At 64.7% G+C, this 21,363-nt stretch carries 20 protein-coding genes and 1 other RNA gene; 10 read left to right on the top strand and 11 right to left on the bottom strand.

Features of this window, described 5'->3' with window-relative positions; translation table 11 throughout:
- The first annotated feature begins 26 nt into the window (after positions 1-26).
- The 3 genes from M0D43_RS13190 to M0D43_RS13180 all read left to right on the top strand — a co-directional run bounded on the left by M0D43_RS13190 (position 27) and on the right by M0D43_RS13180 (position 3,502).
- Entirely contained in the window at positions 27-1,397 is a 1,371-nt protein-coding gene (locus M0D43_RS13190; protein ID WP_252161758.1) for a leucyl aminopeptidase family protein, read from the top strand.
- A 474-nt stretch (positions 1,398-1,871) separates the two neighbouring features.
- Positions 1,872-2,963, top strand: coding sequence for a catalase family peroxidase (locus M0D43_RS13185; RefSeq protein ID WP_252161757.1), 1,092 nt, complete (start codon positions 1,872-1,874; stop codon positions 2,961-2,963).
- Complete coding sequence (locus tag M0D43_RS13180; RefSeq protein ID WP_252161756.1) at positions 2,960-3,502, top strand: cytochrome b; 543 nt, start codon at positions 2,960-2,962, stop codon at positions 3,500-3,502. Before M0D43_RS13185 ends, M0D43_RS13180 begins: the two co-directional genes overlap by 4 nt.
- 99 nt (positions 3,503-3,601) lie before the next feature.
- Here M0D43_RS13180 and M0D43_RS13175 read toward each other — a convergent pair whose 3' ends face one another.
- The 3 genes from M0D43_RS13175 to M0D43_RS13165 all read right to left on the bottom strand — a co-directional run bounded on the left by M0D43_RS13175 (position 3,602) and on the right by M0D43_RS13165 (position 6,478).
- Positions 3,602-4,390, bottom strand: coding sequence for a ThuA domain-containing protein (locus M0D43_RS13175; protein WP_252161755.1), 789 nt, complete (start codon positions 4,388-4,390; stop codon positions 3,602-3,604).
- Between the two features lie 226 nt (positions 4,391-4,616).
- The gene (locus M0D43_RS13170; protein ID WP_101364427.1) at positions 4,617-5,219 is read right to left on the bottom strand and encodes a response regulator transcription factor; all 603 of its coding nucleotides are present in this window, start codon (positions 5,217-5,219) and stop codon (positions 4,617-4,619) included.
- Between the two features lie 77 nt (positions 5,220-5,296).
- Entirely contained in the window at positions 5,297-6,478 is a 1,182-nt protein-coding gene (locus M0D43_RS13165) for a sensor histidine kinase (protein ID WP_252161754.1), read from the bottom strand.
- A gap of 444 nt (positions 6,479-6,922) precedes the next feature.
- Between M0D43_RS13165 and M0D43_RS13160 the strand changes: the two genes are divergently transcribed.
- The 5 genes from M0D43_RS13160 to M0D43_RS13140 all read left to right on the top strand — a co-directional run bounded on the left by M0D43_RS13160 (position 6,923) and on the right by M0D43_RS13140 (position 13,022).
- Complete coding sequence (locus M0D43_RS13160; protein ID WP_252161753.1) at positions 6,923-8,167, top strand: efflux RND transporter periplasmic adaptor subunit; 1,245 nt, start codon at positions 6,923-6,925, stop codon at positions 8,165-8,167.
- A gap of 360 nt (positions 8,168-8,527) precedes the next feature.
- The gene (locus M0D43_RS13155; RefSeq protein WP_252161752.1) at positions 8,528-9,217 is read left to right on the top strand and encodes an ABC transporter ATP-binding protein; all 690 of its coding nucleotides are present in this window, start codon (positions 8,528-8,530) and stop codon (positions 9,215-9,217) included.
- Positions 9,218-9,229: 12 nt separating this feature from the next.
- Positions 9,230-10,390, top strand: a complete 1,161-nt coding sequence (locus M0D43_RS13150; RefSeq protein ID WP_252161751.1) for an ABC transporter permease — start codon at positions 9,230-9,232, stop codon at positions 10,388-10,390.
- 13 nt (positions 10,391-10,403) lie between these two features.
- Positions 10,404-11,723, top strand: coding sequence for an ABC transporter permease (locus tag M0D43_RS13145; protein WP_252161750.1), 1,320 nt, complete (start codon positions 10,404-10,406; stop codon positions 11,721-11,723).
- Positions 11,724-11,906: 183 nt separating this feature from the next.
- Complete coding sequence (locus M0D43_RS13140) at positions 11,907-13,022, top strand: alpha/beta hydrolase family protein (RefSeq protein WP_252161749.1); 1,116 nt, start codon at positions 11,907-11,909, stop codon at positions 13,020-13,022.
- A gap of 79 nt (positions 13,023-13,101) precedes the next feature.
- Here M0D43_RS13140 and rarD read toward each other — a convergent pair whose 3' ends face one another.
- Both rarD and yedA read right to left on the bottom strand, forming a co-directional pair.
- Entirely contained in the window at positions 13,102-14,010 is a 909-nt protein-coding gene (gene rarD, locus M0D43_RS13135; RefSeq protein ID WP_252161748.1) for an EamA family transporter RarD, read from the bottom strand.
- A complete protein-coding gene (gene yedA, locus M0D43_RS13130) occupies positions 14,007-14,951 on the bottom strand; it encodes a drug/metabolite exporter YedA (protein ID WP_252161747.1) in 945 nt (314 codons plus the stop codon). The genes rarD and yedA overlap by 4 nt, the downstream gene beginning before the upstream one ends.
- Positions 14,952-14,982: 31 nt before the next feature.
- Here yedA and M0D43_RS13125 point away from each other — a divergent pair, with 31 nt between their 5' ends.
- Entirely contained in the window at positions 14,983-15,462 is a 480-nt protein-coding gene (locus M0D43_RS13125) for a Rap1a/Tai family immunity protein (RefSeq protein ID WP_252165061.1), read from the top strand.
- 244 nt (positions 15,463-15,706) lie between these two features.
- Here M0D43_RS13125 and M0D43_RS13120 read toward each other — a convergent pair whose 3' ends face one another.
- Positions 15,707-17,359, bottom strand: a complete 1,653-nt coding sequence (locus tag M0D43_RS13120; RefSeq protein ID WP_252165060.1) for a M28 family metallopeptidase — start codon at positions 17,357-17,359, stop codon at positions 15,707-15,709.
- 179 nt (positions 17,360-17,538) lie between these two features.
- On the opposite strand from M0D43_RS13120, the gene M0D43_RS13115 reads away from it, so the two are divergent.
- Positions 17,539-17,615, top strand: a non-coding RNA gene (locus M0D43_RS13115) — sX9 sRNA.
- Between the two features lie 368 nt (positions 17,616-17,983).
- Here the strand turns inward: M0D43_RS13115 and M0D43_RS13110 are convergent.
- The 5 genes from M0D43_RS13110 to M0D43_RS13090 all read right to left on the bottom strand — a co-directional run bounded on the left by M0D43_RS13110 (position 17,984) and on the right by M0D43_RS13090 (position 21,326).
- Positions 17,984-18,928 (bottom strand): MBL fold metallo-hydrolase, encoded by a 945-nt coding sequence (locus tag M0D43_RS13110; protein WP_260815390.1) that lies wholly within the window; start codon positions 18,926-18,928, stop codon positions 17,984-17,986.
- Between the two features lie 131 nt (positions 18,929-19,059).
- Positions 19,060-20,349, bottom strand: a complete 1,290-nt coding sequence (locus M0D43_RS13105) for a tryptophan--tRNA ligase (protein WP_252161746.1) — start codon at positions 20,347-20,349, stop codon at positions 19,060-19,062.
- A gap of 166 nt (positions 20,350-20,515) precedes the next feature.
- Positions 20,516-20,725: a CsbD family protein gene (locus M0D43_RS13100; protein WP_017117799.1), complete on the bottom strand. Its 210-nt coding sequence runs from the start codon at positions 20,723-20,725 to the stop codon at positions 20,516-20,518.
- A 239-nt stretch (positions 20,726-20,964) separates the two neighbouring features.
- Positions 20,965-21,099 carry an entericidin A/B family lipoprotein gene (locus M0D43_RS13095; RefSeq protein ID WP_010374872.1) on the bottom strand — a complete coding sequence of 45 codons (135 nt, stop codon included), beginning with the start codon at positions 21,097-21,099 and terminating at the stop codon, positions 20,965-20,967.
- A gap of 74 nt (positions 21,100-21,173) precedes the next feature.
- Positions 21,174-21,326, bottom strand: coding sequence for an entericidin A/B family lipoprotein (locus M0D43_RS13090; RefSeq protein WP_010374875.1), 153 nt, complete (start codon positions 21,324-21,326; stop codon positions 21,174-21,176).
- Between the last annotated feature and the right edge of the window lie 37 nt (positions 21,327-21,363).

The following is a 21,363-nucleotide window of genomic DNA, read 5'->3' as shown; positions in this document are numbered from 1 at the left end:
GCACGGCGCCGCATTCGAGGATTTCCATGTCGCACCTCACCGGTTTCATCGATTCCAACGCGGCGGCCTTGCCGCTGTATGTGCTCGACCGCGAAAGCTTTACGCGCTGGTGCGCGGAGCAGCCCACCCGTGTGCTGTCGTGGGCGCAGGCGCAGCGCTTCGACGCCGCGCCGGGCAGCGTGCTGCTGTTGCCGGGTGACAACGGGCTGGCCGGGGCGATCCTCGGCATCGGCGACCGTGCCGATGCCTACGCTTACGCGCATGCGCCAATGGCGTTGCCGCCGGCCAGCCGCTGGACGCTGGCCAACCCGTTGAGCGATGCCGAGCAGGCGTTGCTGCATCTGGGCTGGGGATTGGGCGCGTATCGTTTCGCGCGGTATCGCAAGGTGCCGCGTGCGCCGGCCGAACTGGCGGCCACGCCATCGACACAGACGCGCGCCTTGATCGAGGCCTGCCTGCTGGTGCGCGACTGGGTCAATACGCCGACCGAAGACATGGGTCCGCAGCACCTGGAAGACGCCGCGCGCACGCTGGGGCAGGCGCATGGCGCGCAGGTCGATGCGATCGTCGGCGAGGCATTGCTGGCGCAGAACTTCCCCACCATTCATGCCGTGGGGCGTGCTTCGCATCGCGCCCCGCGCTTGATTCAACTGCACTGGGGCGACGCCGCGCATCCGCATCTGGTGCTGGTCGGCAAGGGCGTGTGCTTCGACACCGGCGGGCTGGATCTGAAGCCGGCCGACGGCATGCGCAACATGAAAAAGGACATGGGCGGTGCGGCGCATGCCTTGGCGCTGGCCGGGCTGGTGATGGCGCAGCAGTTGCCGGTGCGGCTGACGCTACTGATTGCTGCGGTGGAAAATGCGGTGGGCCCGGATGCCTTCCGCCCCGGCGAAGTGATCACCACCCGCGCCGGCGTGACGGTGGAAGTGGACAACACCGATGCCGAAGGCCGCTTGGTGCTGTGCGATGCGCTGAGCTACGCCACCGAACAGCGCCCGGACCTGATCCTGGATTTCGCCACGCTCACCGGTGCCGCACGCATCGCGCTGGGCCCGGATCTGCCAGCCCTGTTCGCCAACGACGATGCGCTGGCGCAGGCCTGGATCAGCGCCGGCGAGCAGACCCGCGACCCGGTCTGGCGCATGCCGCTGTGGCGCCCGTACCTGCGCTATCTCAACAGCCATGTCGCCGACATGGCCAACGCCGGCTCGCGCATGGCCGGTGCGGTCACCGCTGCGCTGTATCTGGAGCGCTTCGTGGCCCCGGGCCAGCCCTGGGCGCATCTGGACGTCTACGCCTGGAACGACAGCGACCGCCCCGGCCGCCCGGCTGGCGGCGAGGCGCTGGCGCTGCGCTCGGCCTTTGCGATGCTGCAGCAGCGCTACGCAGGCTAGGAATCATCGACCAGGCCGCGTGCCTGCTCGGCAGGCGGGCAAGTCGGAAGCCGGAAGCGATATACCACGCGCTGGCCGCAGTTTCTGCATGCCCGATTGCACAGCACCCAGCTTGACCCACTCCAGACCCAGGCGCGCAGTTACGCGCATGGTCCGTCCCATCGCAGGCGGCCTTGCCGGGAAGATGCGCCTGATCGCCAATGCCCTGGTGGTCCGTCGGCGTGCCGGCGCGGAACGGATTCGCTGTGCCCGGCACGGATCAGTCGGCCCGGCAGCGACGCCGCCACGCACCGCCGACATGGCTCCTGCGCGGCGGGCCGAGCGGATGTCCCCCCTCGCGCGGCGCGGCAGCGGCATCACGCGCCGGTGGCAGCGCTTTGCAGATGATGCTCCAAAGGCGTGCTGGGCCGCGGCGATGAAATCTGGCCGTGCGACAGTCGACACGCCGTCCATCGCATTACACCGGAGCCAGCCATGACGTTGCCACCTCCCTCGCCCAAGCGCGCGCCTAGCCCTGTGCTGCCGTTGCTGGGTATCGCCGCGATTGCCGGTGGCATCGCCATCGCGTTTGCCTGGACCGCCGGCTGGATCGGCGGCGACCGGCTCACTGCCGCGCGCATGACCGACACCATCGAATCCAGCGGGCCGCCGCATCCGGGCTTCCGCCGCGCGCATACCAAGGGGGTGTGCGTGAGTGGGCAATTCCAGTCCAGCGGCAAGGCCACCTGGCTGTCGTCGGCGCGTATCTTCAGCCAGCCCAGCACGCCGGTGCTGGGGCGCATGTCGATCGGCGGCGGCGACCCGCACGGAGCCGATGGGCAGGCGCGCGTGCGCAGCATGGCGCTGCTGTTGCGCAGCGACGATGGGCAGGAATGGCGTACGGCAATGAACAGTTTTCCGTTCTTCGTGGTCGCCACGCCGGCCGGCTTTCAGGCCCTGAACGTGGCCTCCAAGCCGGACCCGGCCACGGGTAAACCGGACCCGGAAAAACTGGCGGCGTTCGGCAAGCAGTATCCGGAGGCAGCCAAGTTCCAGCAGTGGGCCAAGACTGCGCCGTGGTCGGACAGCTGGGCCAATACGCAGTACAACGGCGTCAACGCGTTTCGCGCCATTGCCGCCGATGGGCGCGAACGCGACATCCGCTGGTCGATGCGCCCGCATACGCCATTCAAGGAATTGAGTGCCGAGCAGCGCAAGCAGGCCGATGGCGATTTTCTCGCCACCGATCTGGATGCGCGGCTCGCACAGGGGCCGTTGCGTTGGGACATGGTGCTGACCGTCGCCGAGCCCGGCGATGCGGTGGACGACCCATCGCAGCCATGGCCAGAAAGCCGCAAGCAGATCGTGGCAGGTACGCTCTCGATCGAGCATGCGCAGCCACAAGCCACCGGCCCGTGCCGCGATCTCAATTACGACCCATTGATTTTGCCCAAGGGTCTTGCCGCATCGAATGACCCGATTCTGGCGGCACGCTCGTCGGTGTATTCGCAGTCGTTCAATCGCCGCGAGCGCGAGATCGCCAACGGTCAGGGCAGCGCCGCCACCGGCCAGGGAGCACGCCAATGAGCAGCCGTACCCACTTCAACCTGCCTGCGCGCATGCTGCATTGGCTGATGGCCGCGATGATCCTGACCATGCTGTTCGTCGGCGTGGGCATGGTGGCCTCGGTGACGCAACGGCCGTGGTTGATCGACCTGCATCGCCCGTTGGGCATCGCGATTCTGATCCTGGCAGTGCTGCGCCTGATCAACCGCCTGCGCAATCGGCCGCCGGCATTGCCTGCGGATTTGCCTGCCTGGCAGAAGGCCGCCGCGATCGCCTCGCACTGGCTGCTGTATGCGTTGATGCTGGGCATGCCGTTGATCGGCTGGGCGATGTTGTCGGCCGGCGGCTACCCGATCGTGTTGTGGCCGGGCGCGAACCTGCCGGCGATCGCTCCGCACGACCCGGCGCTGTACGCGTGGCTTCGCACGGCGCATGGCTGGCTGGCGTATCTGTTGTTCGCCACCGTGCTGGGGCATCTGAGCGCGGCGCTGTTCCATGCCTGGGTGCGCCGCGACGGCGTGTTTTCCAGCATGGCGCGTGGGGAGCGGTCTGCACGTTGATGGTTTGGATGGGTGTTGGCAGACGCCTTGCGCGGAGTGATTTGACTGCGTGGACGTACCTCCCCCCGGCCCCTCTCCCGACGGGAGAGGGGATAGCGCTTAACGTTGGCGTTTTGTTCTGTCCGTTGGCGCAGATGCGTCGATGCCCTTGCCGGTGGCTGCCCAGTAAATGCCGCCGTACAGATGGTCCAGATAGCGCGGATCGTTGTAGGCCTCGGCCAGATGGCCGAGGGCAGTGGCAAAGATGCGGCCGCCTTCGAAGTGGTGATACCACGCCACCGGGTGGTGTTTGCCCATGCCCTTGGCAACCTGGCCCGGCCAGATCAGCGTGGGGTCGTAGCTGGTTTCATCCACGGTCAGTAGCGTGACCAGATCGTCGCTGTAGGGCCGGTCGTATTCGTACCACTCGTCGCTCCACACCCAGCGTTTGGGCAGGCCTGCGGTGGCGGGGAAATTGGCGTCCACCACATCCACCATCGCGGTTTGCATGTAGGGATGCGTGCGGAACGAGCGGCCGATCAGATGGTCGTACCATTCCCACTCGCCGCGCTTGATCGCAAACGCCTTGTGCACCGCGACCACGCCGCCCCCATTGCGCACGTATTGCTGGAAGTTTGCCCGCTGGGCCGGATCCAGATCGGTGGCCGGGGTATTGAGCAGCACGATGGCCGCGTATTGCGACAGATCGCCATCGAACGCCTTGGCATTCCAGGCCCACACCATCTCGACATCATGCTTGCGTGCCATCGCTTCGAATTGCGGCTTGGCGACGGGGATATAGTCGTGGTGATACTGATTGGGAATGGCCGCCACCAAGATCTTGAATTGCTCGGCAGATGCGTTGAAGGCGCATACCCACAGCAGGCCCGACAGCCACAGAGACTTCATGCATCACTCGCCGTGTTTTCCAATGCTGCGCAGTGTAACTGCGTGCAAATCGCATGCCTTCGCACGCGTTTGGAATAGCTGCGGATCGGTGGGCGAGTGGCTGACGCCACCTCTTTGATGACGTTTAGGCGGTGTGATTCCTTCGATCGAGCGCCGCTCAAGCGCATGCCGTCTCACACACGGCAGACTCCAGCTACACGCGCACGCAACGCATCGACTGGCCGCGCTACAACCAGCCCTTCTGGCGCGCCAGTCGATATGCTTCGATGCGATTGCCCACACCGAGTTTGCCGATGCATTCGGACAAGTAATTGCGCACCGTGCCGTGCGACAGCTGCAACTGCTGGGCAATCTCGCTGGCAGAGCGACCTTCGCCGGCCAGCCGCAGCACGGTCCGTTCGCGTTCGCTCAAAGGGTCCGCTTCCACCCAGGCATCGATGGCCAGCTGCGGGTCGATCACCCGCCCGCCGCGGTGCACCTGGCGCAACGCCTCGACCAATTGCTCGGCCGGCGCGTCCTTGAGCAGATATCCGGCCACACCGGCATCCAGTGCACGACGCAAAAATCCCGGGCGCGCGAACGTGGTGACGATCATGACGCGCACCGGTAGCGCCTGACGCTGAATCCGCTGCGCCAATTCCAGCCCGGTCAGGCCAGGCATTTCGATATCGGTGACCAATACGTCCGGCTGCAGGCGCTGCAATTCACGCCATGCGCTTTCGCCATCGCCGGCGCTGCCAACCACGGCGATGTCGTCCTCCAGCCCGAGCAAGGCGACCAGCGCGCCGCGCAGCAAGGCTTGGTCTTCCGCCAACAACACCCGGATCATCGGTCGCGCTCGTCTGCATGCAACGGTTGCGCACCATAACAGCGCTGGTGCACCTCGTGCACAAGCAGCGACGCGTTTTACTGCGACTGCGGCATCGCTGGCGACGGCGGTGGCGCCGAAACAGCGGCCGGACGCGGCAACGGCAAGCTGGCGCGTAGCCGCATGCCACGCGGCAAGGCCTGCACATCCAGCGCGCCACCCAGGCTATGCAAGCGTGAGCGCATGCCATCCAGGCCGTTACCCGGCACGATCACGCCGCCGCGTCCGTCGTCGGTGATCTCCAGCACCGCCTGCTCGCCGTGCGCGCGTAACTGCACACGCACCCGTCTCGCCTGGGCGTGGCGCTGCACATTCGTGGCTGCCTCGCGTACCACCAGCGCCAGCGCGGTTTCGTGCTCGGGCGGCAAGGCCAGCGTCTCCAGGTGTTGCTCCAGCACAATACCGTCCAGGTCCAGCAGCACACGTGCCGATGCCAATTCGGCGACCAAGCCGGCCGCGCGAATACCGGTCACTGCGCGTCGCACTTGCGCCAATGCATCGCGCGAAATCTGTGCCACCGCGTCGATCTCGTTGCGTGCCGCCTGCGGGTCGCGCTCGATCAGGCGTGCGGCAAGATCGGATTTAAGCGCCACCAGCGACAAGGTATGGCCGAGCAGGTCATGCAGGTCGCGGCCGATGCGCTCGCGTTCGGCGGTGGCGGCCAGCCGACGGACCTCGTCCTGCGACAGGCGCAGCAAGGTGTCCTTGCGTTCGTTGATGCTGTACACCGCGCCCACGGCTGCCATGCCCAGCACCGTCACCGGCATCCACACCAGCGCCTGCAAGCTCAACCCAAGCCAGCGCGCCCAACTCAGGTACAACGCGTTCATCAGCAGCAACATCGCAAAGTGCCGCCACAACGCATGTCGCGTGGAGGGACGCAAGGTCAGGCAAGCGAATACGAAATAGCTGAGCCCCGCCGAATACACCGGCAACAGGGCAGCACTCAGCACGCCCATCGCCCAGGCGTAGCGATACAAGGTGCCGCGCGGCGCCAGCAACATGCGTGCGTACAGCAGCAGAAACAGCGGATAAGACGCCAGCGTGCACAACAGCCAGGTCTTATCGTAGCCACGCGTGGTGAACGCCGGCACCACGAACACCCAGGCCGACCAAAACAGGTGCACGCTATCCATCCACGGCGATTGGCCCTGCGCCATTCGTGCGGCAACCTGCGAACTGGCGGCGGGGCGAAGCCATGCGGGAAACCGAAGGCGCATCAGCGAAGGTCCGTGTGGGTGAGCGGATTCTGCCACTGCCGGGCCCGCCTGCGCGCAGGCCCCTGCAAGACGGTGCGGGCGAGCGGCCTCATGCACGCGTGCCGCCGGTGATTGCAGGGCTGCGATTGCATGCCGACGCAGCTACTCGTCCGCGCAGGCGCAAGCAATACAGATGCAGGTGCGAAGAACGCATGCCGATATCGCCTTGCCGAGGAGCCGCCAGCATTGCCGCCCGCACCGATGGGGCACAGTCGCCATTGTCATGGTCTGCAGGTGACAGCTGTCACTGGTGCGCATGGGTCGGTCGCCGCATGCTGCGCAGCATCTGGCCATGGCCTCAGCGCATTGACCGTTCGTCGCCGCACCACCGTTGGTGACTTCCGGCAGCTTGCCGCGCCGCCCGCAGACCGTCACATTCCGCACAGCCTTCCGTCCCGGTCATCGATGAACACTTCTGCCGATCTGCTCAAGCAACTCCGTATCGACCGGCAGCGCCCTGCCGCGCCACCACCCGCACGCCCTGGCGCCTGGATTGCTGCCGCGGTCGTTATCGTCATCGTGCTGGCTGCCGCCGCTTGGTGGTTGACGCGTCGCCCGGTGGTCAAGGTGCAGACCGCGCCGGTGCTGGCGATCAGCGCCGGGAGTAGCAGCGCCTCGGTGCTGGATGCATCCGGGTACGTGGTGGCGCGACGCATGGCCACAGTGTCGGCACAGGTCACCGGCAAGGTGCGTGAGGTGATGATCGAAGAAGGCATGCGCGTCGAACAAGGCCAGGTGATGGCCACACTCGACCCGCTGGATGCCGACGCACAGCGCACGCTATCAGCCTCGCAGTTGTCGGCCGCACGTAGCCAGGTCGACAACATGCAGGCGCAACTGGCCGTGGCCAATGCCGATGCCACGCGCCTGCAATCGTTGGTCGGCGCGCAGTTGGTCTCGCGCTCGCAATACGAACAAGCCATTGCGCAGCGCGATGCCTTGCGCGCGCAGCTGCAGAATGCGCAGCGCAACGTGCAGGTCGCGTCGGATCAATTGGCTATTGCCGGCATCCGCTCGGACTTCAATGTGGTGCGCGCACCGTTTGCCGGCGTGGTGACGGCCAAGGCGGCGCAGCCAGGCGAAATCGTCTCGCCATTGTCGGCCGGCGGCGGCTTCACCCGCACCGGTATCGGTACCATTGTGGACATGGAATCGCTGGAAATCGAAGTGGAAGTGGGTGAGTCCTATATCGGTCGCGTGCAACCCAAGATGCCGGTGGAAGCAGTGCTCAATGCATACCCGGAATGGAAGATTCCCGGCGAGGTCATCGCGATCATCCCCACTGCCGACCGCGGCAAGGCCACGGTGAAAGTACGCGTAGCGCTCAAGGTCAAGGACGCGCGCATCGTGCCGGAAATGGGCGTGCGGGTGAGCTTTCTGGAGCAGGCCAAACCGCAGGAAACGACCAGGCCGCAAGGCGTCCGCGTACCGACCGCCGCACTGGTGGAACGCGACACGCGCACGGTCGCGTTCGTGGTCGGCGAGCACAACACCGTCAGCGCGCATGCCGTCACCACCGGTATGGTGATGGGCGAGGACAAGCAGGTGCTGTCGGGCTTGACCGCAGGCGACACCGTGGTGCTGAATCCGCCGCAAGAATTGAAAGCAGGTGACAAGGTCGCCGAAGCCGCGCCGGACGCTGCCGAATAACGAAGAACCAAAGACGGACCGGGTAGCCCTGCTACTCGGGGAGCACGGCAGACACGTCGATGGGAAAAGACAGATGTGCCGGCGCCGGTGCCGCATGCGGCAGGCGCTTTGAAATTCCGTAACGCGGTATCGACTGTGTCAACCCATGCGCAGTCGCGATGCTCTTCAACATGCTCCGCCGTTGTCGCAGTGCACGCATTTCAGACAGCGGCAGCGTATGCAGTGGCGCGCGTTGCCGCTGCAATAGTCGATGACGTGTCGGCACACGCAGGCGTCTGCGCACACCAGCTCGTCATGTCACCGCAGCGCCGCATCAGACAGTCGCAGTCACCTCTTCCCAATGCATTGCCAGGAGTCGCCATGTCCGCTCTCGTCAGTTTGCGCAACATCACCAAGACCTACCAACGCGGCCCCGAGCAGGTGCAGGTGCTGCACGGCATCGATCTGGAAATCGCCAGCGGCGATTTCGTGGCGTTGATGGGTCCCTCCGGGTCGGGCAAGACCACCTTACTCAACCTGATCGGCGGGCTGGACAGCCCCAGCGATGGCGAGATCGAGATCGAAGGCGAGCGCATCGATCGCATGAGCGGCGGCCAGCTGGCGACCTGGCGCAGCCACAACGTCGGCTTCGTGTTCCAGTTCTACAACCTGATGCCGATGCTCACCGCGCAGAAGAACGTGGAGCTGCCGTTGCTGCTCACCTCGCTCAATGCCGCGCAGCGCAAGCGCAACGCGGAGATCGCGCTCACCCTGGTCGGCCTGCAGGAACGCCGCAACCACAAACCCAGCGAGTTGTCCGGCGGCCAGCAGCAACGCGTGGCGATTGCGCGCGCCATTGTCTCCGACCCGACCTTCCTGATCTGCGACGAGCCCACCGGCGATCTGGACCGCCACAACGCCGAAGAAATCCTGCGCCTGCTGCAGGAGCTCAATCGCGAACATGGCAAGACCATCGTGATGGTCACCCATGACCCCAAGGCCGCCGAATACGCCACCCACACCATCCATCTGGACAAGGGGGAGCTGGCCGATGCGCCGCTTGCACTGTAAGGGAGCGTTGCCATGAAGTATCTGTCGTTGGTGTGGGCCCAGTTGTTCCGCAGCAAGACCCGCACCTTGCTGACCTTGCTCTCGGTGGTGGCGGCGTTCTTATTGTTCGGCATGCTCGATTCGGTGCGTGTGGCTTTTACCTCCGGCGGCAGCGTCAGCGGCGTGGACCGGCTGGTGGTGGCATCGCGTTTGTCGATCACCCAATCGTTGCCGATCAATCTGGAAAACCAGATCCGCAGCGTGCCAGGCGTGCGTGATGTGACCTCGGCAATGTGGTTCGGCGGCATCTATCGCGACCCGAAGAATTTCTTCCCGAATTTTTCGGTGGCGCCGAATTTCTTCGACGTCTACAGCGAGTATCAGTTACCCAAGGATCAACTCAAGGCCTTCCAGACCACGCGCACCGGCGCAGTGGTCGGCGAAAGCCTGGCCAAACAAAATGGCTGGAAGATCGGCGACACCATCCCGCTGCAGGCCACCATCTTTCCCCGCGGTGGCAGCAACGACTGGCCGCTGAAACTGGTCGGCATTTTCCGCATGAAAGACCGCACGGTGGCCGCGAATCAGGAACGCCAGTTGATGATGAACTGGAAATACTTCGACGAGTCCAACGACTACATCAAGAGCCGGGTCAGCTGGTACACGGTGACGCTGCGCAATGCCGACCAGGCATCGCGCGTGGCGCAGGCGATCGACGCATTGTCGGCCAACTCCGACCATGAAACCAAGTCGCAGACCGAGTCGGCGTTTCAGCAGGCCTTCGTCAAACAGTTCGCCGATATCGGTTTGATCGTCACCTCGATCATGGCCGCGGTGTTTTTCACCTTGTTGCTGCTGACCGGCAACACCATGGCGCAGGCCGTGCGCGAGCGCATCCCGGAGCTGGCCACGCTGAAGACGCTGGGCTTTCAGGACCGTACCGTGCTGAGTCTGGTGATGGTGGAATCGATGCTGCTGATCGGCCTGGGTGGTCTGATCGGCATGGGGCTGGCAGCGCTGGTGATCCCGGCGGTCGCAGCGCGCAGCGGTGGCCTGATGCCAACCCAGACCGTGCCGCTGCAGACCTGGCTGGTCGCCTTCGGGTTGATGGCCGGCATCGGCATCGTGGTGGGTGTGCTGCCGGCGTTACGCGCGCAGCGCTTGAAGATCGTCGATGCCCTCGCCGGCCGCTGACAGGAGCATGCACATGCAACGCAAATGGAAAGATCGTGGGGTCAACCTGTTGTCGACCGTGCTGCTCGCGCTCGGATTGACTGCCTGGATCGCACTGCCGTGGATGGTGTTGCTGCCGATTGGCGGATTGCTGGCGGTGTGGCTGCTGGTCACGCGCAGCGGGCGGCTCTCGCTGGCTGCCGCGCGCATCGGCATCGCCACGCTGCCGCAACGCTGGGGGTCCAGCTCGGTGATCGTGGTCGGCATTGCCGGCGTGGTCGGCGTGCTGGTGGCGATGCTGGCGATGGGCCAGGGCTTTCAGGCCACGCTCAACAGCACCGGCGACGACACCACCGCGATTGTCCTGCGCGGCGGTTCGCAGGCAGAGACCAACTCGGTGATCACCCGCGATCTGGTGCCGCTGATCAGCAGCCTGCCCGGCATCGCCGCCGATGCCAATGGCCGCCCGATGCTGTCGCCGGAATTGTCGCAGGTGGTCAATATCGCCTCGCGCTCCGATGGCACCGACGTCAACGCGCAACTGCGTGGCGTGGGCGAACAGGCCTGGGCCGTGCATGACAAGGTCAAGATCGTGCAGGGCCGCCGCTTCAGCACCGGCCTGCGCGAAATGGTGGTGGGCAAGGGCGCGTTGAACCAGTTCCGCGGATTGGAGTTGGGCAAGACACTCACGCTCGGCAGCCAGCAGTGGACCGTGGTGGGCGTGTTCGCCTCCGGCGATGCGCACGATTCGGAGATGTGGACCGACGCGCAGACACTGGCCACGACGTACAACCGCAGTGCCTATCAGTCGATCAGCGTGCGTACCACCGGCAAGGCAGGCTTCAGCGCGTTCAAGACCGCCATGGCCGCCGACCCGCGACTCAAACTGGATGTGGAAACCACCCGCGCCTACTACGGCAAGCAAGGCGGCGGCTTGAACAAGTTGATCAGCATCCTGGGCACGGTGATCGGCGCGATCATGGCGGTGGGCGCAGTGTTCGGCGCACTCAACACCATGTATGCGGCGGTCGCCACGCGTGCGCGCGAGATCGCGACCATGCGTGCGATCGGCTTTCGCGGCACGCCGGTGATCATGGCGCTGATGCTGGAAACCATGCTGCTGGCACTGCTGGGCGGGCTGCTGGGCGGGGCCATCGCCTGGGCGGTGTTCAACGGCTACACCGTCTCTACACTGGGCAACAACTTCAGCCAGGTGGTCTTCCAGTTCAAGGTGTCACCGGAGCTGTTGTGGAGCGGGCTGAAATGGGCGCTGGGCATTGGCCTGGTGGGCGGGCTGTTTCCGGCGCTGCGTGCAGCGCGTGTGCCGATCACCACGGCCTTGCGCGAGGTGTAGGCGGACGTTCGCCCGCCCGGGTTTTGGATTCGGGCGGTGGGAGTGGTGATAGCCAAAGCAGCGCGTCCAGGCACTGCGGCTGAACGCAGTGCAGGCTGTCATCGTTTTGTCACTGCGGTGCGGTAGATGCGCCGGCCCGGCAGGCCGTAGCCTGCTCGGCCGTTGCATCCATCGATCTTCGCCATGACGCGCCTGATTCTGCTGGCCTGCGCCTGCCTGTGGCTGGCCGGCTGTTCCTCTTCTTCGACCTCGCTCAGCGAGCGCCTGGTTGCGCCCGGTGGCACCTCGCCGCTGCTGGACGAAGAACGCATCGCCGCCACCATCGCCACGGTGCCCAACCGCAGCGGGCATGTGGTGACGCGCGATGGCGTGCCGATCTTCTGGCGTGCGATCGATCCCGGCCAGTACGCCATGCATTACCGCTACATGGGTCAGCGCAACGACCCGGCGCATGCGCTGGATGTGGATTTCAGCTTCAAGATCCCTGCCACCGCGCCGCCGATGCCGCGCGGCACAGTGGTGCTGCTGCACGGCTGGATGATGGATGGCGATTCGCTGCTGCCCTGGTCGCTGCAGCTCGCCCAGGCCGGCTACCGCGTGGTCACTATCGACCTGCGCAACCACGGTCATTCCGGCGGCGGGCCGTCCGGCTACGGCACACGCGAATCCGACGACGTCATCGACGTGCTCGATGCGCTGCAACCGCGCGGCGAAATCCGCGGGCCGCTGTATCTATTCGGGATTTCCTACGGCGCGGCCACCGCGCTGTTTACCGCCGACAAACTCGGCCCGCGCGTGACCGGCGTAGTGGCGATGGAATCCTTCGCCAATGCCGGGCGCGGTATTCGCGACATGGTGCCGCATCTGCTCTCCAGCCAGCCGCACGGGTGGCGCGGGCGGGCGGTGGCGGCGTATGCACGCTGGCGCTACGCCGACCAGAATATCGACGCGGTGATTGCAGCGGCCGATAGCCAGCTCAAGCTGGACCTGGACCGTGTCGATGTCGCACACGCCCTGGCCGACACGCGCAGCTGCGTGCTACTGCTGCATGGCGATGCCGATCAGCATATTCCAGTCGCCCATGGCCGCGCACTCGCCCTGGCCAGCGCGCGTTCGCATTACGTCGAACTAGCTGGCGAAAACCATCTGAGCCTGCCGCTACGGCTGGATCTGCTCGGCGGGCCGATCGATCAATGGCTGGCACAGGTGCAACAAGACCCCAGCCATTGCCCAGCGCCGCAGACGCTGCCTGCTTCCACGCTGGCCGTGGCCAGCCCCTTGGCGATGCCGCAGAGTTGAGCGCGGCAGTCGCAGCATGCCGACGCGCAACACACGCGCTGATGAAGACCACAGGCACTGCGTGCAGCGCTGCGCCGACTCAGCGCGTCACGACCGGCTGACGCGAACGCGTCACGCTGTCGCCGACGAACAGCAGCAAGCCGACCCAGATCGCGGCAAAGCCAATCGCGCGCCCCTGGTCGAACGGCTCGTGGAAGAACCACACGCCCAGCAGCAACTGCAGGCTCGGCGCGATGTATTGCAAGATGCCCACCAACGACAGCGGAATGCGCCGCACGCCGTAAGCGAAACCGATCAACGGCAGCGCCGTCACCACACCACCGAAGATCAGCATCGCATCGGTGCGCAGGCTCCAGCCGCTCAGGAATGCGCCGCCATGACCCTGCTCGCCCCAGGCCGCCAGCAGCAACGCCGGCACGAACAGATACACGCTTTCAACGCCCAGCCCGGCCACCGGATCCACAGCCACCAATTTGCGTAGCAGCCCGTAAATACCGAACGACACCGCCAACCCCAACGCAATCCACGGCGGCGCACCGGCATCGATGGTCAGCCATAGCACACCTGCTGCCGCGCACGTCACCGCCACCCACTGGATACGACGCAGGCGCTCTTTTAACACCAGCACGCCCAGCAAGACGCTCAGCAATGGATTGATGAAGTAACCCAGGCTGGCCTCGATCACATGCCCGGCGTTGATCGACCAGATGTACAGGCCCCAGTTGAACGCGATCGCCACGCTGCTGCCGGCCAGCATCCGCAATGCGCGCGGCTGCGCGGCAATGCTGCGCCACCAGCGCAGGCCCGAGGTGGCCAGCAGCCACGCCACCACCAGCACCGTGCTCCACACGATGCGGTGGGCAATGATCTGCAGCGACGGCACCGCCTTGAGCAGATGCCAATACACCGGCACCAGCCCCCACAGTACGAAGGTGGACGCGGTGATCAACAGCCCGCGCCGCGCCTCCTGCGGCGAGATCGTACTCATCGCCGCGCCTTGGCGAAGGTCACTACCAACACACCCGCCAGGATCACCGCCATCGCACCGATGTCCTGCGCGCTGAAGCGCTCGTGGCCCAGCCAGGCGCCCAGGCTCACCGCAATCACCGGATTGACGTAGGCGTAGCTGCCGGCCAGGGCCGGGCGCACGTGATGCAGCAACCACACGTAGGCGGTGAACGCCACGATCGAGCCGAACACGCATAGGTACGCCACTGCCAACAATCCTTGCGAGCTCGGCCATGCCTGCGGGCGCTCGCCGATCAGCAAGCCGGTACTGACCAGCAGCACGCCACCGCACAGCATCTGTCCGGCGGCGGTCATGAAGGGCGAAGGCAGATCGCGGCCGCGCGACCACACCGAGCCGAACGCCCAGCCAATCGGTGCGATCAGCAGCAACACCAACCCACCCGGCGTTGCGGTCAGGCTGCTGCCAGCGTTGAGCCATATCACGCCCAGAAAGCCGATCACGATGCCCAGCCATTCGCCGCCGCTTGCATGCTGCCCGCGCAGGGCGCCGAACAAGGCCATCCACAGCGGCACCGAAGCCACTGCAGTAGCGGCCAGCCCGGACGACACACTCCGCTCAGCCAACACCACCATGCCGTTGCCCAGCAGCAGCAACGCCGCGCCCATCAGCGCCACGTTCTTCCACTGCGCGCGCGTCGGCGCAGCCACACAGCGCCAGCGCAGCACACTGTAGAGCACGCTACCGGCGACGATGAAACGTGCGCCGGACACCATCGTCAGCGGCTGCGCGCCACCTTCCAGCGCAAAGCGGATCGCCAGATAGGTCGAGCCCCACACCACGTAGACCAGCAACAAGGCGAAAACGACTAACCCGCTGCGCGCAGGCGCGGCAGCATCGTGAGAGAAAGACATCGGAACAGTGCCAGGCAGTGCAGCGGAAACTTCAATTCTAGAGCACATGCGAAAGCCCACGCCGCACGCAGGTCGCGGTATCGTGCAATTCACATCGCATCCGAGCGTACATATGCAGCGCCATCTTCTCTGGCTGGCCGTGGCCACATTGAACGCAGTTTCCGCCACGGCCATGGCACGCGCACCCGAGCCGTGGGAACTCAGCGGACGCAAGCTGATCGAAGCCGGACTGGACGGATCACTCGCGCCAGAAATCACGGCGCCGGAGCAGGCCGAACTCAAGGTCATGCTGTCGGCCAACCGCGCCGGCGCTTATCTGCTCGGCGTCGCCAGCACTAGCTATCGCACCCAGTGGTGCATGCCGGCAGGTAAAACAGGCATACCGGATCTGCAGGCGATCATTGCCGATATCGGTGCGCTGCCCGACGCGCGCCAGGACGAAGCCGCACCTGGCTTGATCGTCCAAGCGCTGGCAAAGCGCTATCCGTGCGGCAGCGGCGGGCGCGCTGGAAGCAAGCGTGCCACTGGCGACAAGCAGGCCAACGCCGGCAAGCCGTAGAGCGCATGGATGCAAAGCCATTCAATGCGCGGCATTGAACATCAGGCCAGGCACACGCGTTAGATCAGCTACCCAAAGATGGCGAGCAGTCGTCGATGTGCATGGACGGCACAGGAACCGCAGCATACGCGTGGTCCATGCCACACCCAGCACCGCCCGCGCCCGCCTGACGGTGAACGCAGTCCTTTGTCAGTCGCTCTTGGTCCCCTTGGTGGAGGGCGCGCTGCCCTCCACCACTGCGCCCTTACTTGCGCGCCGCATCGCTCTTGGCACGGATCGCCTTGAACTCCGAGCCGTCCTGCCAGCTCGGCCACTGCCGGCCATTAGCCAGCGCCACGCCCACATCGTAGACCAGCGTGGTGTCGGCGGCATGGCCGCTAGCATCCCATTGCGGGGTCCAGCGGTCGCAGGGCTGGTGGTAGCAGTCGGCGAAATATTTGTCGCGCAGTGCCTTGCCTGCGCTGACGCCGCCGTTGAGCATGTCTAAGCCAGGGCCGGCGGTAATCGCCGGCACGCCCATGCGCGCAAAGGCGAAATGGTCGGCGCGGTAGAAGAAGCCAGCTTCCAGATTCGGGTCCGGCAAATAGCTGCGTCCACGCGCCTTGGCAGCGGTTTCCAGATCGCCTTCCAGCGACACTCGACCACGTCCCCATGAAGCAATGTCGCGGGTCGGACCATCGGGGCTGAACATTTCCATGTTGAGCACGGCCACGGTCTTGTCCAACGGCGCCAGTGGATGCGCCGCGTAGTAATTGGCGCCAAGCAGCCCCTTTTCTTCTGCGGTCAACGCGATGAAATACAGCGTGCGCTGCGGCTTGGGACCGGCCGCAAACACGCGCGCGAGCTCCAGCACGCTGGCCACCCCGGTGGCGTTGTCCACCGCACCCCGCCGGATCGTGTCGCCACTGGCATCGGCCTTGCCGATACCGAACGCATCCCAGTGCGCGGAGAAGATCACCGTCTCATCCGGATGCTGGCTGCCGGTGAGTTTGGCCACGACGTTGTGCGTGACCACACGCTCGCGCTTGAGCTTGAAATCCACCGACAACCTCGCATCGCCCAATGCCACCGGCGCGAAATCGCGCTGCTGCGCACGTGCCTTCGCTTGTTCGAAATCCAGGCCCACCTGCTTGAACAACGACACCGCCAGCGCACGCTGCATCCAGCCACGCACCGGAACATGCTGCGCCTTGGCATCGGTATCGCTGCGTTCGATATCGAACAACGGCGACATGCCCGAGCTCTGCACCGTGGCCCAGCCATACGCCGCCGGCGCAGTCTCGTGCACGATCAACACACCGGCCGCGCCGCGCCGCGCGGCCTCCTCGTATTTGTAGGTCCAACGCCCGTAATACGTCACGGCCTTGCCATCGAATGCGCCCGGCTGCGGCGACTCGAAATCGGCGTCGTTGATCAGCACCACGGCAATCTTGCCGCGCAGGTCCACGCCTTTGTAATCGTCCCATTGCCGCTCGGGCGCGCTGATGCCGTAACCGACGAACACCAGCGGCGCATTCTTCAGCGCGATCGCCTCCTGCGGGCGCAGGCTCTGCAAGGTCACATCGCTGCCATTGACCAGCGCCTGGGTCTTGCCGCCGACGCGCAGGCTCGCGCGCACCGGGCCATCCACCTGCGCGCGCACCAGCGGCACCGCCTGCGTCCAACCGCCTTGCTCGCCGCCTGGCTCCAGGCCGGCGGCCTTGAACTGCTCCACCAGGTAATCAACCGTGCGCTGCTCACCGGCACTGGCCGGCGCGCGTCCTTCGAATTCATCCGACGCCAACAGGCGCACATGCCGCGACAACGCCTCGGCATCGATGCCACCGCCCGGCAGATCGTTGGCGGCCTGCGCCACACCTCCTACAAACAGGCAGGCGGACAACAGCAGGATGCGCATCGGATTCAAGGTGAGGCCTTGCAACAGGTAGATGACACATAGTTTACAAGCGCGCAGCCAACGCAGGAGCGCCATGACGCGAAATGCAGTCGATCGCAGGAACTGCGTGCATGGCCAAGAGGGGCTGACAACACGACGGCGCAGCTGCCAGACGGACGCGGACGGTACCCGGAATCGGCATGTACCACGCGTACGCTGCGGCTCTCAGCGCGCCGTCCACACCCGCCTGACGACTGCTCGCCACTTTTTGTTAGCCAACTCCAAGAGCGAATGACCTCCGGTTTGGCTGCAAGGCCTTTGCCCGGCATCGCCGGACCGTCGAGGTGCCCGGTGTGCATGGTTGCGATCGGGTCATCGCCGCCATTGTTGTTGTCTCTGCGTGAGCTATGCGCGGTCGAATGGAAGCCCAGCAACCGTAGAGCTTTGAAGAAGGTCACCGTCTGGTGCGGCGTCCTCGCTGCTTGCGGGACCGATGGCGGCATGGATGCTGCCATCAAGCCCCAAGGATGGGGTCACAGCGTGTCCCGCGAGCGGCGGGGACACTGCGCGCTCGACTGACCTGCTTTTATCGACGCGACCATGTGCTACACCATTGGACAGGCATTATTCGCCGCTCCAATCGGGCTAATGCGTGCGCGCTGCACGATCCAACCAACAGCCCAGCCCTTGCGCGTTGAGCTCGATGTCCGTTGCCAGCAGTTGCTCCACCGCCGCATCGTCCAACCGGCATCCATGTTGGCGTGCGCGTTCCAGATACAATGCGGTCAATGCCGTCACCATGCAGCGATGCCGGTCCCGACGTTGTGCGCAGCCCAGTGCAATCTCGATCATCGCCTGAATCTGCTCGCCCAGCGCCTGTGCCAACGGTGCCGGCGATGTGACACGGCCGTAATGGGTGAGATACATCGCCTCCGGCGCGGTGTCCATCAGACGCGCGATCGACTGCAGCATCGCCTCGGGCTCGAATTGCACCGGCGAGGACGTCGGCAGGATGAAGGCACCCCGCGCACTGTCCAACTGGCGATACGACAGGCCGAAGGTGTCGCCGGTGAACCAGCTGCGGCTAAGCGTATCCCATACGCACAGATGATGGCGTGCATGCCCGGGCGTATCGATCGTGCGCAGCGCGCGCTCGCCCAGCATCACCGTGTGACCATCGGCCGCCTCAACCACACGTTCGGCCGGCACCGGCTCGATGACGCCGTAACTGTGCGCCATTTCCGCCTCGCCATACACCGCGGTGGCACCGGCAATCAGCCGCGTAGGGTCGATCAGATGCGGCGCACCGCGCGGATGCACCAGCACCTGCGCATTGGGCAGGTGTTGCAACAAGGCCCCGGCACCGCCGGCATGGTCCAGATGCACATGGGTCAGGATCAACCAATCTATCTGTGCAGGCGCCAAACCGGCCGCCTGCACTGCGGCCAGCATCTGCGGCACCGACAGCGAGGTGCCGCAATCGATCAAGGCACCGCGTTGCGCTTCGACGATCAAATACGCTGCATCGAATTGCACGCCACCAAAGCCGGTATCGATGGTGTGGATGTTGCACTCGGCTGTCGCTGTCATTCGCACCCCCGCGGCGGCTCTAGAGACTGCAGTGTAGGCCCAAGCCTTGCCTCGCTGTCATGCATGTCGCCACAGGCACGCCACAACGCAGCGATCCATGGCGAACAGCTACGCCCGCAGCGTCGTGTCGATCATGCGTCGCGCAACGCGTGCATCGCGGCAAGAATCACGTCCGCATCCACTTGCGCATGCACGCCCGGCAGTTGTAAATCACTCGCCTGCGCAGCCTGCTTCAACCGTGCGATCAATTGCCCGGCATCGCGTGGCGAGGCGAAGCCATCGCTTTGCAACAACAACGTCCCCGCACCGTCATTCAACTTGAAATAGAACTGGCCATCGCTTTCACGATATTGCTTGAACACCGGCAGCGCGATCTTTTCGCCAACCTCGCTTACCGCTGCGCCGGCCTGACTGGACAGATCGCGCAGGCCGACTGCATGGCGCAGCTCGGCCAGCAGCGGGGTGGCATAGCGCGCGCGCAAACGTGCGCCGCCGGCGCGCAGAATCGCTTCGATCTTGGCCGGCTCTGCCATCAGCGCTTCGTAGCGCGTGCGCAGCGGCGCAATGTCCTGATCGATCCGTTCGAACAACTGCTGCTTGGCATCACCCCAGCTAATGCCGTCGGCAAATGCCTGCGCAAATGCCACAGACTCCTGCGGCGTGGCGAATGCCTGATACAGCTGAAACAACGCCGATCCCTGCGTGTCCTTCGCCTCGCCCGGCGCACGCGAATCGGTAAGAATGGAAAACACCAGCTTGCGCAACTCCTCGCGTGGTGCAAACAGCGGAATCGTATTGCTGTAGCTCTTGCTCATCTTGCGGCCGTCCAGGCCCGGCAAGGTAGAGACCTGCTCATCGATGACGACGTCGGGCAGGGTAAAAAACTCGCGCCCATACACATGATTGAAGCGCTGCGCAAAATCGCGCGCCATTTCGATGTGCTGAATCTGATCACGCCCCACCGGCACCTGGTGCGCGTTGAAGATCAAGATGTCGGCGGCCATCAGTACAGGGTACATGAACAAGCCTGCGGTGACGCCGGCATCTTCGTCCTCACCGTCGGCGCGGTTCTTGTCCACCGCGGCCTTGTAGGCATGCGCGCGATTAAGGATGCCCTTGCCGGCCACGCAGGTCAGCAGCCACATCAGCTCGGTGGTCTCGGGCACGTCGGACTGCCGATAGAACCACACCTTCTCCGGATCCAGACCGCAGGCCAGCCAGGTGGCGGCGATTTCCAGCGTCGAACGCTGCGTGCGCGCCGGATCCTGCGCTTTGATCAGACTGTGCAAGTCAGCCAGGAAATAGAAGCTCTCGGTATCGGCGCCCGCGCTGGCCTGGATGGCGGGGCGGATCGCACCGACGTAATTGCCCAGATGCGGGGTGCCGGAAGTGGTGATGCCGGTAAGGACACGAGTGGTCATCTGCGTAATGCCAGGGAATCAGCCCCCAAGTTTAGCGGTTCCGCACGCCTGCCATTGCCGCGGCCTGGTCGAAGGCAGGCTTTCGACGCACAAACGCAGAACGGGCCGCACTCGGCGGCCCGTCGTCTGTAACCTGCGCCGCATCGGGCAGCAGGGTGGCGCACTATCAGGTCTCGTCGCGCAACGATTTTTCGAACGCGCGTACTTCGGTCTGGGCGCGGTCGCGATCCCAGCCATAACGTTCCTGCAGCTTGCCTTGCAGATATTCCGCATTGCCTTCGGCAACCTTGAAATCGTCGTCGGTGAGGTCGCCCCACTTAGCCTGGGCCTTGCCCTTCAACTGGGTCCACTTGCCGGAAATGATGTCAGTGTTCATGCGATGACTCCGCTGATGCGGCCTTAATTGACCGTGGCGCCAGATTGACAATGGCGATGTTTGCGATGGATCAACAGGTGTCAAACGATCGATCACGGCACTGAACGGTTGCCGACTCGCAACCAGCATGCAACGCGTAGACCGCGTCAAACAAAGGATTCTGACGCCACTTTTACGGTGCAGTAGCGCACAAAAAAACGGACCTTGCGGCCCGTTTTTTGTTTGCATGCGGCGTCAGATTACTTACGCGCTGCGTCTTCCACCTTCTCGCCAGCACCCTTCACGTCCTTGCCAGCACCTGCGACGGTGTTGCAGCCCGACAGCATACCGACCGACAACATCGACAGCACCAGCAGCACAATTGCACGCTTCATAACACACTCCTCATGGATAAAGCGGCACGTTGCCGCAGATCGAACGATTCAACAAGCCACGCAGCGGTGACGGATCAGCACTTACCGTCGCTGCATTTTTCGGCGGTTTTCTCGACCTTCCCACCTGCGCCCTGCATGTCCTTGCCAGCGCCAGCCACGGTGTTGCAGCCCGTCATCACGCCGGCCGAAAACAGGCCCAGTACCATCAGTGTCAGCAGTCGCTTCATCGCTCTTCCTCGTTGTGTAACGGTGCCAGCGCACCTC

It is taken from the genome of Xanthomonas prunicola, assembly GCF_025266575.1.
Classification (GTDB): domain Bacteria; phylum Pseudomonadota; class Gammaproteobacteria; order Xanthomonadales; family Xanthomonadaceae; genus Xanthomonas; species Xanthomonas prunicola.
The sequence above is the reverse complement of the archived record's forward strand: the minus strand, read 5'-3'. Positions and strand labels throughout refer to the sequence as shown.

Coding starts and splice junctions, on each gene's coding strand:
- M0D43_RS13105 (WP_252161746.1), bottom strand. CDS start 20,349: ATGACCACTCGTGTCCTTACCGGCATCACCACTTCCGGCACCCCGCAT.
- M0D43_RS13190 (WP_252161758.1), top strand. CDS start 27: ATGTCGCACCTCACCGGTTTCATCGATTCCAACGCGGCGGCCTTGCCG.
- M0D43_RS13090 (WP_010374875.1), bottom strand. CDS start 21,326: ATGAAGCGACTGCTGACACTGATGGTACTGGGCCTGTTTTCGGCCGGC.
- M0D43_RS13110 (WP_260815390.1), bottom strand. CDS start 18,928: ATGACAGCGACAGCCGAGTGCAACATCCACACCATCGATACCGGCTTT.
- M0D43_RS13175 (WP_252161755.1), bottom strand. CDS start 4,390: ATGAAGTCTCTGTGGCTGTCGGGCCTGCTGTGGGTATGCGCCTTCAAC.
- M0D43_RS13100 (WP_017117799.1), bottom strand. CDS start 20,725: ATGAACACTGACATCATTTCCGGCAAGTGGACCCAGTTGAAGGGCAAG.
- M0D43_RS13155 (WP_252161752.1), top strand. CDS start 8,528: ATGTCCGCTCTCGTCAGTTTGCGCAACATCACCAAGACCTACCAACGC.
- M0D43_RS13180 (WP_252161756.1), top strand. CDS start 2,960: ATGAGCAGCCGTACCCACTTCAACCTGCCTGCGCGCATGCTGCATTGG.
- M0D43_RS13095 (WP_010374872.1), bottom strand. CDS start 21,099: ATGAAGCGTGCAATTGTGCTGCTGGTGCTGTCGATGTTGTCGGTCGGT.
- M0D43_RS13140 (WP_252161749.1), top strand. CDS start 11,907: ATGACGCGCCTGATTCTGCTGGCCTGCGCCTGCCTGTGGCTGGCCGGC.
- rarD (WP_252161748.1), bottom strand. CDS start 14,010: ATGAGTACGATCTCGCCGCAGGAGGCGCGGCGCGGGCTGTTGATCACC.
- M0D43_RS13150 (WP_252161751.1), top strand. CDS start 9,230: ATGAAGTATCTGTCGTTGGTGTGGGCCCAGTTGTTCCGCAGCAAGACC.
- M0D43_RS13160 (WP_252161753.1), top strand. CDS start 6,923: ATGAACACTTCTGCCGATCTGCTCAAGCAACTCCGTATCGACCGGCAG.
- M0D43_RS13120 (WP_252165060.1), bottom strand. CDS start 17,359: ATGCGCATCCTGCTGTTGTCCGCCTGCCTGTTTGTAGGAGGTGTGGCG.
- yedA (WP_252161747.1), bottom strand. CDS start 14,951: ATGTGCTCTAGAATTGAAGTTTCCGCTGCACTGCCTGGCACTGTTCCG.
- M0D43_RS13170 (WP_101364427.1), bottom strand. CDS start 5,219: ATGATCCGGGTGTTGTTGGCGGAAGACCAAGCCTTGCTGCGCGGCGCG.
- M0D43_RS13185 (WP_252161757.1), top strand. CDS start 1,872: ATGACGTTGCCACCTCCCTCGCCCAAGCGCGCGCCTAGCCCTGTGCTG.
- M0D43_RS13165 (WP_252161754.1), bottom strand. CDS start 6,478: ATGCGCCTTCGGTTTCCCGCATGGCTTCGCCCCGCCGCCAGTTCGCAG.
- M0D43_RS13145 (WP_252161750.1), top strand. CDS start 10,404: ATGCAACGCAAATGGAAAGATCGTGGGGTCAACCTGTTGTCGACCGTG.